General features: G+C 54.7%; 13 protein-coding genes. 5 read left to right on the top strand and 8 right to left on the bottom strand.

Annotated elements, in window-relative coordinates; translation table 11 throughout:
- Nucleotides 1-5: 5 nt before the first annotated feature.
- On the bottom strand, nt 6-1,355 hold the full coding sequence (gene proS / locus L0666_RS10820) for a proline--tRNA ligase (RefSeq protein WP_235261318.1): 1,350 nt from the start codon (nt 1,353-1,355) through the stop codon (nt 6-8).
- A gap of 167 nt (nt 1,356-1,522) precedes the next feature.
- On the opposite strand from proS, the gene L0666_RS10815 reads away from it, so the two are divergent.
- The 4 genes from L0666_RS10815 (at nt 1,523) to L0666_RS10800 (ending at nt 7,177) form a co-directional block, all read left to right on the top strand.
- Nucleotides 1,523-2,650, top strand: coding sequence for an AI-2E family transporter (locus tag L0666_RS10815; RefSeq protein WP_235261317.1), 1,128 nt, complete (start codon nt 1,523-1,525; stop codon nt 2,648-2,650).
- A 1-nt stretch (nt 2,651) separates the two neighbouring features.
- Nucleotides 2,652-3,323 carry an HdaA/DnaA family protein gene (locus tag L0666_RS10810; RefSeq protein WP_235261316.1) on the top strand — a complete coding sequence of 224 codons (672 nt, stop codon included), beginning with the start codon at nt 2,652-2,654 and terminating at the stop codon, nt 3,321-3,323.
- A 39-nt stretch (nt 3,324-3,362) separates the two neighbouring features.
- Nucleotides 3,363-5,531 (top strand): RNA degradosome polyphosphate kinase, encoded by a 2,169-nt coding sequence (locus L0666_RS10805; protein WP_235261315.1) that lies wholly within the window; start codon nt 3,363-3,365, stop codon nt 5,529-5,531.
- 62 nt (nt 5,532-5,593) lie between these two features.
- The gene (locus tag L0666_RS10800; protein ID WP_235261431.1) at nt 5,594-7,177 is read left to right on the top strand and encodes a Ppx/GppA family phosphatase; all 1,584 of its coding nucleotides are present in this window, start codon (nt 5,594-5,596) and stop codon (nt 7,175-7,177) included.
- Here the strand turns inward: L0666_RS10800 and L0666_RS10795 are convergent.
- The 7 genes from L0666_RS10795 to L0666_RS10765 all read right to left on the bottom strand — a co-directional run bounded on the left by L0666_RS10795 (nt 7,174) and on the right by L0666_RS10765 (nt 13,640).
- On the bottom strand, nt 7,174-7,542 hold the full coding sequence (locus L0666_RS10795) for a hypothetical protein (protein ID WP_235261314.1): 369 nt from the start codon (nt 7,540-7,542) through the stop codon (nt 7,174-7,176). The genes L0666_RS10800 and L0666_RS10795 overlap by 4 nt on opposite strands.
- A 35-nt stretch (nt 7,543-7,577) precedes the next feature.
- Nucleotides 7,578-8,579 carry an endonuclease/exonuclease/phosphatase family protein gene (locus L0666_RS10790; protein WP_235261313.1) on the bottom strand — a complete coding sequence of 334 codons (1,002 nt, stop codon included), beginning with the start codon at nt 8,577-8,579 and terminating at the stop codon, nt 7,578-7,580.
- Nucleotides 8,576-9,259: a TerB family tellurite resistance protein gene (locus L0666_RS10785; RefSeq protein WP_235261312.1), complete on the bottom strand. Its 684-nt coding sequence runs from the start codon at nt 9,257-9,259 to the stop codon at nt 8,576-8,578. The genes L0666_RS10790 and L0666_RS10785 overlap by 4 nt, the downstream gene beginning before the upstream one ends.
- 31 nt (nt 9,260-9,290) lie before the next feature.
- A complete protein-coding gene (locus L0666_RS10780) occupies nt 9,291-9,767 on the bottom strand; it encodes a GNAT family N-acetyltransferase (RefSeq protein ID WP_235261311.1) in 477 nt (158 codons plus the stop codon).
- Entirely contained in the window at nt 9,764-10,360 is a 597-nt protein-coding gene (locus tag L0666_RS10775) for a VOC family protein (RefSeq protein WP_235261310.1), read from the bottom strand. The genes L0666_RS10780 and L0666_RS10775 overlap by 4 nt, the downstream gene beginning before the upstream one ends.
- A 165-nt stretch (nt 10,361-10,525) precedes the next feature.
- Nucleotides 10,526-12,652 (bottom strand): methylmalonyl-CoA mutase, encoded by a 2,127-nt coding sequence (gene scpA / locus L0666_RS10770; RefSeq protein WP_235261309.1) that lies wholly within the window; start codon nt 12,650-12,652, stop codon nt 10,526-10,528.
- The gene (locus L0666_RS10765; protein WP_235261308.1) at nt 12,612-13,640 is read right to left on the bottom strand and encodes a hypothetical protein; all 1,029 of its coding nucleotides are present in this window, start codon (nt 13,638-13,640) and stop codon (nt 12,612-12,614) included. The genes scpA and L0666_RS10765 overlap by 41 nt, the downstream gene beginning before the upstream one ends.
- A gap of 178 nt (nt 13,641-13,818) precedes the next feature.
- Between L0666_RS10765 and L0666_RS10760 the strand changes: the two genes are divergently transcribed.
- Nucleotides 13,819-14,286 (top strand): DUF4174 domain-containing protein, encoded by a 468-nt coding sequence (locus L0666_RS10760; RefSeq protein WP_235261307.1) that lies wholly within the window; start codon nt 13,819-13,821, stop codon nt 14,284-14,286.
- Nucleotide 14,287 lies beyond the last annotated feature (1 nt).

Genomic DNA, 14,287 nt, shown 5'->3' with positions numbered 1-14,287 from the left:
TTGGATCACTTTCCGATACCATGGGCGGCGTAAATCTCGGTGATCTTGGCGATCGCGGCCTCTGGCGCGAGTTCTTCGCTTTCGCCCGTTTTGCGGGACGTCAGCTCAACCACACCGTTTTTCAAGCCACGTGGCCCGACTGTGATGCGCCATGGCAGACCGATCAGGTCCATCGTGCCAAACTTGGCCCCTGCCCGTTCATCACGGTCATCATACAGCACTTCTAGGCCCAAACCCTCGATCTGGTCATAAAGCGACTGACAAGCTGCGTCGGCTTCTTCGTCGCCCTGTTTCAGGTTCACGATGCCAACATGGAATGGCGTCACCCCTTCTGGCCAGATAATGCCCTTGTCGTCATGGCTCGCTTCGATGATCGCGCCGAGCAGACGGGACACTCCAATGCCGTGAGAGCCCATATGAACAGGCGTTGATTTGCCATCAGGCCCCTGCACAGTAGCGCCCATGGCGTCAGAATATTTGGTGCCAAAGTAGAAGATCTGGCCAACTTCGATGCCACGCGCAGTGCGACGGCGGTTCTCGGGAACCTCGGCAAAGAGCGCCTCATCGTGGGTTTCGTCAGTACGTGCGTACTTCGTTGTGAATTCTTCCATGACGCCCGCACATTGCGCGACATTGTCATAATCGATCTCACGATCGCCAAAGCTCAGGTCCGTGACGGCGCTGTCGTAGAACACTTCGCTCTCGCCAGTGTCTGCAAGCACGAGGAATTCATGGGTGTCGTCCCCGCCAATCGGGCCGGAATCTGCACGCATCGGGATCGCCTGAAGGCCCATACGCTCATAGGTGCGCAGGTAGCTAACAAGGTGACGGTTATATGCATGCAGCGCGTCTTCTTTGGTTAAGTCGAAGTTGTAACCGTCTTTCATGTAGAATTCACGGCCACGCATCACGCCAAAACGGGGACGGCGTTCGTCGCGGAACTTCCACTGGATCTGATAAAGCGTAAGCGGCAATGATTTGTAGCTGCTCACATGGCTGCGGAAAATGTCTGTCACTAGTTCTTCAGCCGTCGGCGTGAACAACATATCATGATCGTTACGATCCTTGATGCGCAGCAGCTCGTCGCCGTATGCTTCGTATCGCCCACTTTCACGCCAAAGGTCCGCGCTTTGGATTGTTGGCATCTGAATGGCAATGTGCCCAGCCCGCGCCTGTTCTTCGTGAACGATCTGTTCAATCCGTTTGAGGACTTTGAAACCCAGCGGCAACCATGAATAGATGCCTGCGCTGGATTGTTTAATCATCCCTGCACGCAGCATATACTGGTGGCTGATGATCGTGGCTTCGCGGGGGCTCTCTTTGAGAACCGGCAAGAAATAGCGGCTAAGGCGCATCGGTCTACTTTCAATCTAGGTCACAGACGGTTTAGTCAGCCCCTTAACGGAGAGCAAGCCACGAGGCGCATTGTTCCCACCATCTTTAGGGGCAATTACTTGCTTTGCCCTCGCGCTCGCTGCAAATAAGGTCTCAGGAAACACCAACCGTAAAAGTAGGACAATTTATGGCCCTCCCGACACAGAAACAATTTCAATACTGGGGCATCGTCGCGGTCGTCTTTATCTTGGTGATTTGGGGACTGGGCAACGTTTTGACGCCATTTATTCTTGGCGGCGCGATTGCTTACTTTTTGGACCCTATAGCGGACAGGCTCGAAGAGTGGGGTCTCAGCCGCGCTATGTCGACAATCGTCATAACACTCTCGGCGATCTTCCTTTTCTTCTTAGTGTTTTTGTTGGTTCTCCCAACTCTCATTGGGCAGCTGGGCCAATTAATCAGCACCATCGGTCAGATCATCGAGAACCTGCCGCAAACATGGGGAACGTTTAAAGACTGGCTTTCTGGGCGGTTCCCAAGCCTTGATCTGGAGGGCACGTTCATGACGGATCAACTGGTCAGTCTTGGCAACGCAATCCAGTCGCGCGGCGGGGATTTGGTGACGGCTTTGCTGAATTCAGCGCAGGGCGTTATCAACGTTGTTGTTTTGCTGGTGATCGTGCCTGTCGTCACGTTCTACATGCTGATGGACTGGGATCGTATGATCGCACAGATCGACGAATTACTGCCCCGCGATCACGCGGAAACCGTTCGCAATCTTGCCCGCCAGATCGATAGAACGCTGGCGTCGTTCATTCGCGGTCAAGGTACAGTTTGTCTGATACTGGGAACCTACTACGCGATTGCCTTGATGATTGCGGGTTTAAACTTTGGGCTGATCGTCGGGTTCATTGCAGGTCTTATTTCGTTCATTCCCTACGTTGGGGCCTTGGTCGGAGGCGTTCTTGCGATTGGTCTGGCGTTGTTTCAGTGGTGGGGCGGCACCGAAGTTATTGATGGTGCGACCGTCGAAGTCGGAATCAATTGGCTTCGTATCGGGATCGTTGCCGCAATCTTTATGTTTGGGCAGTTCTTTGAAGGCAATATTCTGACACCCAATCTGGTTGGCAGCTCAGTCGGGCTGCACCCTGTCTGGCTCATTCTGGCCTTGTCTGTCTTTGGCAGTCTGTTTGGCTTTGTGGGCATGTTGATCGCAGTCCCGGTAGCCGCTGTGATCGGGGTTCTGGCACGCTTCCTAATTAAGGAATACAAATCCGGCCTGCTATACAAAGGCCATGTCGGAAAAGACGGCTAAGATGGCACAACAACTTACCTTGGATTTGCCAGCCGACGTGCGGCTGGAGGCTGAGGATTTTTTTGTATCGGACGCCAATGAACAAGCCTTTGCAATGGTGCTTGCGCCAGAGGCTTGGCCCGATGGCAAGCTGGCGCTAGTTGGTGAACCGAGTTCTGGGAAAACCCATTTGGCACGCCTATTTGCGAACCAAGTCAGGGCCACGATTATTGTAGCCCGCGATGCGCGGCCCGATGCCCCGCTTCCGGGTGGCCCTTTGGTGGTGGAAGATTGCGACGCTTTGCCCGCAGACTGCGAAGAATGGTTGTTCCACGCCCACAACCATTTGCGTGCCATGGCCCAACCATTGCTCGTCACTGGGCAAACGGCCCCTGCACGCTGGAACATCTCCCTACCAGACCTTGCCAGCCGCCTAAGTGCGGCCACGACTGTCACTATTGGCACTCCTGATGCATCCTTGCTGACGGCAGTGCTTCTCAAACACTTCCAAGACCGCCAACTGTCGCCGACACCGGACGCAATGGCCTATCTCATCAAACACATACCGCGGTCATTCCAAGCTGTCGGTGATGTAGTCAATCAGCTCGATCGAGAAGCATTGGCCCAATCCAAGGCGCTCACGCGGCCCTTCGTGCGCGCAGTGCTGGACAGTATGGGCGATGATGCGCGATAGTGTCATGTCTCCTTTACAAATTATTGGCACAACGCACTGATGACACTTGCTGATTTCCTAACCGCCGATTTCCCTGAACCGCAACTTTCAGACGGTGATATGACTGGCCCCAGCCGGTTCTTTAATCGTGAACTCAGCTGGCTTGGGTTTAATTGGCGTGTTGTCGAAGAAGCGGAAAACACGCGTGTCCCACTGCTAGAACGTTTGCGGTTCTTGTCGATCTCTGCCACGAACCTCGATGAATTCTACACAGTCCGCGTAGCAGGTCTGCGCGAACTAGCCCGTGAAGGGCGTACAAATCCCTCCATTGATGGCCTCTCGCCGACGGAACAGCTGGAACTGATCGATCTGGATGCGCGAAACCTGCTTGCCCGACAGCAGAAAGTCTTCGACGGTTTGCGCGCCGAAATGGAAGCGGCAAACATCAAAATCCTAGAACGGGACGATCTGACTGATGAGGACCGCGCCCACCTGAAGGATGTGTTCTTTAACCAAGTCTTTCCCGTCCTGTCACCGCTCGCGATTGATCCAGCGCACCCCTTCCCGTTCCTACCCAACGAAGGGTTCGCATTGGCGTTGGAACTGGAACGCACCAAGGACAAACGCGCGCTGCGTGCGTTGCTTCCTGTACCACAGCAGGTTGACCGCTATATCGCTTGCCCCTCCACAGACTGCCTGAGGTTCTTGCCGCTTGAGGAACTGTTAATCGACAATCTGGCCGGCCTGTTCCCTGGGTACAAAGTCAAAGGGTCCTGCGCTTTTCGGATTTTGCGCGACAGCGACCTTGAGGTCGAAGACGAAGCCGAAGACCTCGTACGGGAATTCGAAACGGCCCTCAAACGTCGTCGCCGTGGTGAAGTCGTTTCCATGCGGGTGTCATCGGGCGCCCCCAAAGGGCTGCGCCAACTTATCATGGATGAGCTCCATGTGACCGAAGCCGAAGTCGTCGAAATTGATGGTGTAATCGGTTTGGCTGATGTCAAAGAACTGGTTTTGGATGATCGCGCAGATCTCCTTTGGCCCCCTTTCGCCCCGCGTGTTCCCGAACGCGTACAAGACCATGACGGCGATATGTTTGCGGCGATCCGCCAAAAGGACATGCTGCTGCACCACCCCTATGAAACATTCGACATGGTTGTGCGTTTCTTAACCCAAGCAGCGCGCGATCCGGACGTTGTTGCGATCAAACAAACGCTCTACCGCACGTCCAAACGCTCCCCTATCGTAGAAGCGCTATGCGAAGCCGCCGAAGACGGGAAATCTGTCACCGCCTTGGTCGAACTTAAGGCGCGTTTCGATGAAGCCGCCAACATTCGTCAATCGCGCCGCCTTGAACGCGCAGGCGCGCATGTCGTGTATGGGTTCCTAGACCTCAAGACCCACGCAAAGATCAGCACAGTGGTCCGCCGCGAAGGTGATCAATTGGTGACCTACACGCATTATGGCACGGGCAACTATCACCCGATCACCGCACGCATCTATACCGACCTGAGCTTTTTCACCTGTGACAAGGCCTTGGGTCGAGACGCAACAAAGGTCTTCAATTACCTGTCCGGTTACGTGCAGCCAGACAACCTTGAAAACTTGTCTATTTCGCCGATGTCCCTAAAATCTAGCCTTCTCAAGATGATCGCAGCCGAGGCGAAACACGCCCAGAACGGCAAACCCGCGATGATTTGGGCCAAGATGAACAGCCTTGTCGAGGAAGACGTCATTGATGCGCTTTACGCCGCCAGCCAAGCGGGTGTGAAAATCAGTCTTGTAGTGCGTGGAATTTGCGGGCTACGTCCAGGCGTCAAAGGCCTGAGCGACAACATTCGCGTAAAATCCATTGTCGGTCGTTTCCTTGAGCACTCTCGGATTGTTTGTTTCGGGAATGGCTATGGGTTGCCCCACAAGAAAGCCCGCGTGTTTTTCTCGTCTGCAGATTGGATGGGCCGTAACCTGAACCGCCGCGTCGAAACGCTGGTTGAGGTGAACAACAACACCGTAAAAGCCCAGATCGTTAGCCAGATCATGGCAGCGAACCTAGCTGACGTGGCGCAAAGCTGGATTATGGGTCCGGACGGCAGTTTCGCCCGTGCAGAAGTCGAAGACGGCACATTTGCCTTCAATTGCCACCGCTTCTTTATGGAAAATCCATCGCTCTCTGGTCGCGGGTCTGCGGGTGCTGCCGACGTGCCGCAGTTAACCCACACAGAAGACTAGTCACGCGTTGACTTGGCAAATCACACTGGCCATGGTCAATGGGCAAAACCGTAGGGGGGATGATGGGCGAACAATTGAGTACCGGCCAGATTGCAGATGTTGACCACCCCGAATGGGGACGTTTTGGTCGCCCCCTATTTGATGATGAAAAAGCGCGGGCCTTGTCACGTGTTGGCGTCATCGACATCGGGTCCAACTCCGTTCGATTGGTTGTATTTGACGGTGCTGCCCGTAGCCCTGCCTACTTCTACAATGAAAAAATCATGGCTGGATTGGGTGCTGGCATGGCCGAAACAGGCCGCCTAAACCCCGAAGGCCGCGCCCGTGCACTTTCTGCGATCCGCCGGTTTGTGGCCATTGCGCAGGGGCTTGGAATTCCGCCTTTGACAGCCGTCGCCACCGCCGCCGTTCGAGAAGCCAGTGACGGCCCAGATTTTTGCGCCGATGTGCAGCGTGAAACAGGCCTTCGTATTTGGGTGATCGATGGCCAAGAAGAGGCCCGCCTATCTGCACAGGGTGTTCTTCTTGGTTGGCCGGGAAGCTATGGCCTTGTGTGTGATATTGGCGGCTCGTCTATGGAACTTGCCGATCTTGCAGAAGGCCGTGTCGGCCGCCGCGTGACATCCGCCCTTGGTCCGCTAAAGCTGCGAGAGATCACCAGCAAAAAGAAGCGTCGCGCTTATATCAAAGACACTGTCGCCGATTTATTTGACCAGATGGGCAATGAAACGGGCAAGCGACTATTTCTTGTCGGCGGATCTTGGCGGGCGATCGCGCGCATTGACATGGAACGTCGCGGCTATCCGCTTTCGGTGCTCCACGAATATCGAATGACAGCAAGTCGCCTTTCTAAGACCCTGAAATACATCGAAGAAAGCGACCTTCAAGATCTACGGACACGCTGCGGCATTTCTGATTCACGCATGTCGCTTGTGCCCTATGCCGTTCATGTTTTGCGCGAAGTGGTCAAACGTTTCAAACCCAAAGACATTGCAGTTTCCAGCTACGGTATCCGCGAAGGTATGTTGTACGAACAGATGCCTGCAGAACTGCGCGAACGCGATCCTTTGATCGAAGCCTGCCGTTTCGCAGAAGCTAAAGACGCCCGCCTTCCCGGTTTCGGGCGCACGCTTTATCACTTCGTTATGCCCCTATTTGGTCGCGCGACCTCTCAACGCAAGCGTATCATCAGGGCGGCTTGCCTACTGCATGATGTCAGTTGGCGCGCCCATCCTGACTACCGCCATGAAGTCGTCTTCGACAACACGACACGGGCCAACTTGGGCGGTTTAAAGCATTCAGAACGGGTGTTTCTCGGTATTGCCTTGCTGCACCGTTATACCAAAAATCGCTCAGGGTCGCGATTTGAACCTCTGTTCAACCTCGCTGAGCCGCGCGATCAACTCAGCGCGGAAATTCTTGGCAAAGCCATGCGTCTCGGCGCGATGCTGTGGATCTCTGCAGACGAGCAACCGGGTAAACTGAAATATTCGGCGAAAGCCGGTACGTTGGAACTCGTACTCAAGGACGCCGCATCACCGCTTTTCGGTGAAGTAGCTCAGGCGCGGTTTGACGCCCTCGCAGAAGCCTTGAACGTCAAAGGCGAAGTCCGTTTCAAAGGCAAGCGGCGCAGTTCCAAACTCTAAAGGTCGATGATCGCACCCTCTGGTTCGCGAGGTGTATACTCGGGCGCATCTGGTTTGCGTCGAATGATGATATCACCATTTGGTAAGACTTCAGGCCTGTCGTAAAAGCGCACAGAATCCAACGTTTGGACCAGCTCCAGCAAAGCGGGACCCATCTCAGAGGCCAGCATCTCAAGAGCGGGTTCTAGCTCCCCAGCGAGATCAGAGAACTCATCGAGTGTAGGTTCAACCTCGTTCATGAGGCCGCGAAACAACAGCTTCGCCCCCTCTTCCATGAGGGAAAACCCTTCTTCTAATTCGCCCTCGTCTTCAGCAAAGGCTGGCAAGGGCAGACAAAGGCATACGGCGATTAGGAAATGTTTCATGAACCCAATATAGGGTCCTTGCGGCATTTCTCAATTCAAACCACAAGATCAAGCACAACTGGAAAGTGATCAGACGCCGTCAACAACGCTGCACATAGGTCTTTGTCATTGAAACACTCCGCATGATCGAAAGGGTGATAAATCGTCCAATCCGCCCCCATGTCACGTACGGATTGCGAGACCATGATGTAATCAAGGAGCGCGGACAGATACCGCCCTTCCCGATGGTTTTGGAACCGTGCTGTGATCGGCATTGCACCGATCCGCTGAGACAAAGCCATGCGAGCGTGCGGATCAAACAACTGCTCGCCGTTACCTTCGCCTAAAACAATCTCAACTCCGGACCGCCCGAACAGTTTTTCGTACTCATCCAATCCGGGGCCATCGTTGAAATCCCCCAAGACGACGACATTGTCCCCCGCCGCTAAATGCGCTTCGACACGGCGGCGCAGCCAAATGCATTGGGCCAGCTGCTTGCGCCGGTTTTCAATCGATATCCGCATAACGGCGGCATCGTTGCGCGCGCCATGAGGGGCTTTGGATTTGGCGTGCACACCGATCAACCGGAATTCTGTTCCGTCTTTGTGTTTCACTTCCAACTCAAGGGGCGGTTTAGACCATCGCACCGGATCAGGGTGGGAATCCACATCCAGATCCATCTTGATCGTTCCATCAAAAAATGGCGCACCATCTTCGCGGGGATCATGGCGCACGGTCAAAACGTCTGGGTCGTATAAGAACAGGATTTCCTGTTGCGTATCATTAATGTAGCCAATGACAGCCTTACGAGTACGCAACCCGAACCGCGCTGCAAATCCTTCTAAGGCCGCGACACCATCGCGCCGCGCATGGGCATCCGGCCCTTCGATGACCATGACCCCATCCGCATCCAATGCAGAAAATACCTTACCCACTGCCGCAATCTGATCGCTGCGTTTTACATCCCAACGACCAGACCAACCGCCATCATCCAGCAAGGTGCCTTCATCATTGAAAAGGTTGGAAAACCATTCGACGTTATAAGTTGCCAACCTCATGCCGCACGCTCATTGATTTCGTCCCACGCAAGATTGATCGCAATCATTCTCTTTTCGGCAAGCTTAACAGCTTCTTCGGGGACACCACGCGCCATCATCTGATCTGGGTGTGTCTCACGCACCAGCTTGCGCCACGCGCGCCTAATCTCGGTCATATCAGCATCAGGGGCGACGCCCAGAACATCATAGGGGTCGCGGTCTGCATCTGGAACGAATTGCGCCCGCAGCCGTTTGAACCGCACATCATCCATGCCAAAAATCGCGGCGACTTGCGTTAAGAATTGATCCTCATTGGGATGGTAATGGCCGTCGGCCAATGCAATGTGGAACAACCCCTCCAACAACTCACACAAGGGGGCGGCGTCATCATCGCCATACATCGCCTTGATTTTGCGCGCATAATCCTCGTATCCGGCAACATCCGTGCGAGCGAGGTTGAACAAACGGCCGGCGTTTTTCTCTTCACCTTCGGGAATGGTGAACACTTCTCGAAAGGCCGCGACTTCGTCTTTAGTGACTTGTCCGTCCGCTTTGGCCATCTTCGCGCCAAGCGCAATAACGGCAATTGCAAACGCAACGGATCGTTCCGGCGGCGTGCGCAACTTGGCAAATACGTCCGACAGGCTATCGCCTGCGGTAAGAGACGACACAGCGTCAGTAATGCGAGTCCAGAGTGACATAACGTGACCTTACCCAAACCGAACGAGGATGTCAGAGCCGTTTTTGCATCAAGACAAGGTCCATCCAACGTTCGAACTTCCGGCCCACTTGAGGTAGAACCGCGACTTGTTCAAACCCCAGCGCCGCATGGAATGCAACACCTGCCGCATTCTCGCTGCTGACCCCCGCCCAAAGCGAATGCACTTGCCGCGCGCGGGCATGCTCCATTGCTGCCTGCATCAGCGCTCGCCCCGCGCCCTGCCCCTTTGCGTCGGGCGCAAGGATAATGGTGTGTTCCATCGTATGGCGATATCCGACGCCCCCGCGAAACTGATCGTAAGTCACAAAGCCGATAACCTCCTCCGCGATCTCAGCAACAAGAAAACAAGGTCGCGCCGCGATCATCTCGGCCACGTCATCTGCCGACTTGGGAACCGAATTGAACGTCACCACTGTGTCAACAATTTGTGGTGACCAAAACGCCGCAATCGCCGCGCCGTCATTTTGCGTTGCAGGCCGGATAATCATAACGTCACCACCTTGTTGCGATTGCGAAACCGCGCAGACAATGAAATTTCATCGTCCTTACGAAACCTCACGCGGTCATCGGCCAATATGCCTTCAAGTTCGGCAGAGATTGTATCGGCTATAGGGTGTCGAACCGTCAGTTCTTCGAGAACCAAACGCGTCGGGGTCAACAACACGCCGGGCGGGACGTCCGTATCCCACGACAAAACCGTCGGAAACCCGCCCCCCATTGGTAATGACCCATCTAAAGGAACCCCCATATCCCAGTGCAGATCGCCGCGTTGCATAGGAACACGTTCCATTCCGTGTTTTAGCATGGGGTCCAAAACATCCGGCTCGCAAATCCAGTTAATCAATCGTGGTGGACCACTAAAATTATCCAGATCAAACCAACGCGGCACAGTGCATTGGACGTCGGGATCAATGGCAATCACTTCAAGGTAGATCGACCCAGCCAAGCCCAGAAGCTTATTGTGCGTGCCATAGCGTTCATGTTTGCCACCACTCTCAAACGTGACGCCCAATCGCTCCTCGGCCCATGCAACACCCTCATCCAGCGTTTCCGCCGCAATAGCCAAGTGATCTAGCTTCATCGCCTGTTCCTTAGTTTATCCAAATCCAGACGGCCCAGAATGCGCCGAATATCGTTGGATAGAAACTCGCCGCAAAACCAAACGCGCGCAAGGGTGGCGAAACGTGGTAACCGATCCAGAACAAAATCCGCGCCACAGCCATCCCAAAGAGGATGAGCGCCCGTTTCACCCCTTCGCGTCGCGAATGAGACGCAGAATATCCTGCGCAGCCTCTGGGATATTGGTGCCCGGTCCAAAGATCGCCTTAACGCCTGCATTTTTCAGGAATTCATAATCTTGCTGCGGGATAACACCGCCGCAGATAACCAAAATATCCTCAGCGTCCGCAGCCTTCAAAGCTTCGATCAGTTTCGGAGCAAGCGTTTTGTGCCCAGCCGCCTGTGACGAAATCCCGATGACGTGCACATCGTTATCAACGGCGTCTTGCGCGGCCTCTTCCGGTGTTTGGAACAACGGGCCGACGTCCACATCAAATCCGATATCCGCAAACGCAGTCGCGATGACTTTCGCGCCGCGATCATGGCCATCTTGACCCATCTTCACGACCAACATACGTGGGCGACGCCCTTCGGCTTCGGCGAAGTCTTCAACGTCTTTCTGGATCGCGGCAAAGCCTTCGTCGCCTTCATATGCAGCGCCATAAACACCAGCCAGTGTTTTGACTTCCGCGCGGTGACGTCCAAACTCTTTTTCCATAGCCATACTGATCTCTCCAACCGTTGCACGATGGCGGGCCGCTTCTACTGCAGCTTCCAATACGTTGCCCCCTTCACGGGCGCGGCGTTCAACTTCTGCCAAGGCCTCGTCACACGCTGCCTGATCGCGCGTGGACCGGATCTGAGCCAACCGTGCAACCTGCGCTTCGCGCACAGCGACGTTATCAACATCAAGAATGTCGATCGGGTCTTCTTTGTCCAAACGATACTTGTTCACGCCGACGATCACTTCGTCACCACGATCGATCATCGCTTGTCTTCTGGCCGCAGATTCTTCGATCCGCAGTTTCGGCATGCCGGACGCCACAGCCTTTGTCATGCCGCCCATCTCTTCGACTTCTTCGATGATCTTCCACGCTTCTTCCGCAAGATCAGACGTCAGTTTCTCCACGTAGTAAGACCCTGCCAGTGGATCCACCACATTGGTTACACCGGTTTCTTCCTGCAAAATCAGCTGGGTATTTCGCGCAATGCGAGAACTGAATTCGGTTGGCAAAGCAATCGCTTCGTCCAAGGCGTTAGTGTGTAAAGACTGGGTGCCGCCCAAAACGGCGGCCATCGCTTCATAAGCGGTGCGCACAACGTTGTTGTAAGGGTCCTGTTCCTGCAGGGACACGCCAGATGTTTGGCAGTGCGTCCGCAGCATGGATGACTTTTCGGATTTGGGTTCGAACTCCGCCATAATACGGGACCACAACAGACGCGCCGCCCGCAATTTCGCAGCCTCCATGAAGAAGTTCATGCCAATAGCAAAGAAGAACGACAAACGCGGTGCGAATTTGTCCACATCCATGCCGCGCGCAATCGCGGTGCGCACGTATTCGCGCCCGTCCGCCAGCGTAAACGCAAGTTCCTGCACCAAGTTCGCACCGGCTTCTTGCATGTGATAACCGGAAATCGAAATCGAATTGAATTTCGGCATCTCATTGGCTGTGTATTCAATAATATCCGCGACGAGCTGCATCGATGGTTCAGGGGGATACACATAGGTGTTGCGCACCATGAATTCCTTCAGAATGTCGTTCTGAATTGTGCCCGAAAGAACAGAACGATCATGCCCCTGTTCTTCGCCCGCGACGATGAAGTTCGCCAAAATCGGAATAACGGCCCCGTTCATCGTCATCGACACGCTGACCTTATCAAGCGGAATACCGTCGAACAGGATTTTCATATCCTCAACGCTGTCAATCGCGACGCCTGCTTTACCGACATCACCAACCACACGTTCATGATCACTGTCGTACCCTCGGTGTGTCGCCAAATCGAAGGCCACAGAAACACCCTGCTGACCAGCAGCCAGTGCTTTGCGGTAGAATGCGTTGGATTCTTCAGCCGTGGAGAACCCCGCATATTGGCGGATCGTCCAAGGGCGGCCGGCGTACATTGTCGCCTTTACGCCGCGTGTAAACGGTGCCTCACCTGGGAGCGTACCAAGATGGTCGACGCCAGCCAAATCGTCGGCTCCGTAAACCGGTTGAACATCAATTCCTTCGATGGTGTTCCATGTCAGGTCATCTAGTGGCCGCCCACGCAGTTCAGCTTGCGCCTGATCGGCCCAGTCCTTCTTCGATCCCATTTTGTCGTCCTCTCAATGGCACCGCGTTTTTTACGCTGGTGCGGGTCACGTCAGCCCTGTCAGGCCGGATTTCAGGCATTCTTTGCCCGTTAACTTGTGTTGCTTCAGAATACCGAGCGGGGGTTGGTCGCCCATCTATGAAAGTAGCCATTCCTTGAGCGCCATCCGCCAGCCAAGCGAGGTCACCGCGGTACTCTGCACGCAAGACTGCTTTCTGCTCATCGTCGAAAGGCATCCAGCGCGCTTTCGTTTCCAAGAGACCCGTCGCAATGGGCGCCTCCCCTCTGAGCGCAAGAATTTCGTTCATTTGCCAAACATCAGAGCTGCGACCGCGCCAGACATCGCGCCCTTCAAGCCCTTGGCAGTCGCCGTCCCACAACGCTCCAAGCTGCCGATCCGGTGATCCTGCCATCCGTTCGAAAGGCCAGACAAACAGGTCTGCGTCAGGAAATGTCGTTGAGATATCACGAATGACATGGCGCCAGCGTCGCGGCTGCGTTGTCAAAAAATCCAAGAAATCGACGCTCGGCATTTGAAGGCCGCGCCGAACGAGGCGCGACAGGCACGACGCCCAATAGGCCTCGTAGCTGCGAATGCCCAACCCGATGCGCAGCTTGCGCCCCTCAAACGCGGGGCTGAAGCGCATCAAGCGTTCATTCAGCAACGGATAAAGCTGCGCATCGGCGACATTGTTGCTCATCGTCCCGATAAGGTTCTCTTCGCTTATCAAAAGCCCGTTTTGACCAGCACGTTCCAGCCGTTCGATTTCGACCCTGATCCGCCCGACAGATCGAACCGCATTTCGTTCATCCTCAAGTGTGATCAAAGCCGGACGACGTACCATGCCCGCCATCAATCCATCACGCGTGCGTTTCGGTGTCCAGCTTGTCAGACCGCGTTTGGCCAATCGCACGCGGTTGGTCCAAAGATACTTCTGAAACGATGTCGAGGCACTTCTGTGCGCCCCAAGATGCAGCATGACGTCCATTGACCAGCGCCCCCATTGGATTGAAACAGACCGTGCGTTTGCACAATCTTGAAGTTTACCAATGCAATGGGCGGTGTTCCTGACCATAGGGTTAAAACTAAAAATGTCGCGGTCTTGGGGCGATTGCCCCTTAGTCTTTTGGTCCAGTGCACCTATATCATAATCAAAGGGGAGCAGAATGATCCGACTATTGGCATTATTATCATTGGTCTTATGGGCCTCCGCGGGAAGCGCACAAGACGACGTTGAACCTACAGTCGTAGACCAGTGGGAAACCGACAAAACAGTCGCATTTGATGCAACTTCTTTGGATATTGATAGCTTTATCTGGGTTGCGCGCCCTGTCGTCGTCTTTGCTGACAGTCCGAACGATCCGCGTTTTATCCAACAGATGGACCTCCTGCGCGATCGTGCGGATGATCTTGCGGAACGTGATGTTGTCATATTGACGGACACCGACCCTGATGCAGAAAGCGCGCTGCGCACACGTTTGCGCCCCCGCGGTTTCATGCTCGTCATCATCGGCAAGGACGGTGAGGTCGAACTGCGCAAGCCTTCTCCTTGGACCGTGCGCGAAATCACCCGCTCCATCGACAAGATGCCACTTCGGCAACAAGAAATAGTAGATCGCCGCGCGGAACCGTAAT

Source organism: Octadecabacter algicola (assembly GCF_021532625.1).
GTDB lineage: Bacteria > Pseudomonadota > Alphaproteobacteria > Rhodobacterales > Rhodobacteraceae > Octadecabacter > Octadecabacter algicola.
Note: the sequence above shows the minus strand (reverse complement) of the source record. Positions and strands in the feature narration are given on the sequence as shown.

Excerpts from the sequence above, each read along its gene's own strand:
- proS (WP_235261318.1), bottom strand. The coding sequence starts at position 1,355 with ATGCGCCTTAGCCGCTATTTCTTGCCGGTTCTCAAAGAGAGCCCCCGC.
- L0666_RS10815 (WP_235261317.1), top strand. The coding sequence starts at position 1,523 with ATGGCCCTCCCGACACAGAAACAATTTCAATACTGGGGCATCGTCGCG.
- L0666_RS10810 (WP_235261316.1), top strand. The coding sequence starts at position 2,652 with ATGGCACAACAACTTACCTTGGATTTGCCAGCCGACGTGCGGCTGGAG.
- L0666_RS10805 (WP_235261315.1), top strand. The coding sequence starts at position 3,363 with ATGACACTTGCTGATTTCCTAACCGCCGATTTCCCTGAACCGCAACTT.
- L0666_RS10800 (WP_235261431.1), top strand. The coding sequence starts at position 5,594 with ATGGGCGAACAATTGAGTACCGGCCAGATTGCAGATGTTGACCACCCC.
- L0666_RS10795 (WP_235261314.1), bottom strand. The coding sequence starts at position 7,542 with ATGAAACATTTCCTAATCGCCGTATGCCTTTGTCTGCCCTTGCCAGCC.
- L0666_RS10790 (WP_235261313.1), bottom strand. The coding sequence starts at position 8,579 with ATGAGGTTGGCAACTTATAACGTCGAATGGTTTTCCAACCTTTTCAAT.
- L0666_RS10785 (WP_235261312.1), bottom strand. The coding sequence starts at position 9,259 with ATGTCACTCTGGACTCGCATTACTGACGCTGTGTCGTCTCTTACCGCA.
- L0666_RS10780 (WP_235261311.1), bottom strand. The coding sequence starts at position 9,767 with ATGATTATCCGGCCTGCAACGCAAAATGACGGCGCGGCGATTGCGGCG.
- L0666_RS10775 (WP_235261310.1), bottom strand. The coding sequence starts at position 10,360 with ATGAAGCTAGATCACTTGGCTATTGCGGCGGAAACGCTGGATGAGGGT.
- scpA (WP_235261309.1), bottom strand. The coding sequence starts at position 12,652 with ATGGGATCGAAGAAGGACTGGGCCGATCAGGCGCAAGCTGAACTGCGT.
- L0666_RS10765 (WP_235261308.1), bottom strand. The coding sequence starts at position 13,640 with ATGGACGTCATGCTGCATCTTGGGGCGCACAGAAGTGCCTCGACATCG.
- L0666_RS10760 (WP_235261307.1), top strand. The coding sequence starts at position 13,819 with ATGATCCGACTATTGGCATTATTATCATTGGTCTTATGGGCCTCCGCG.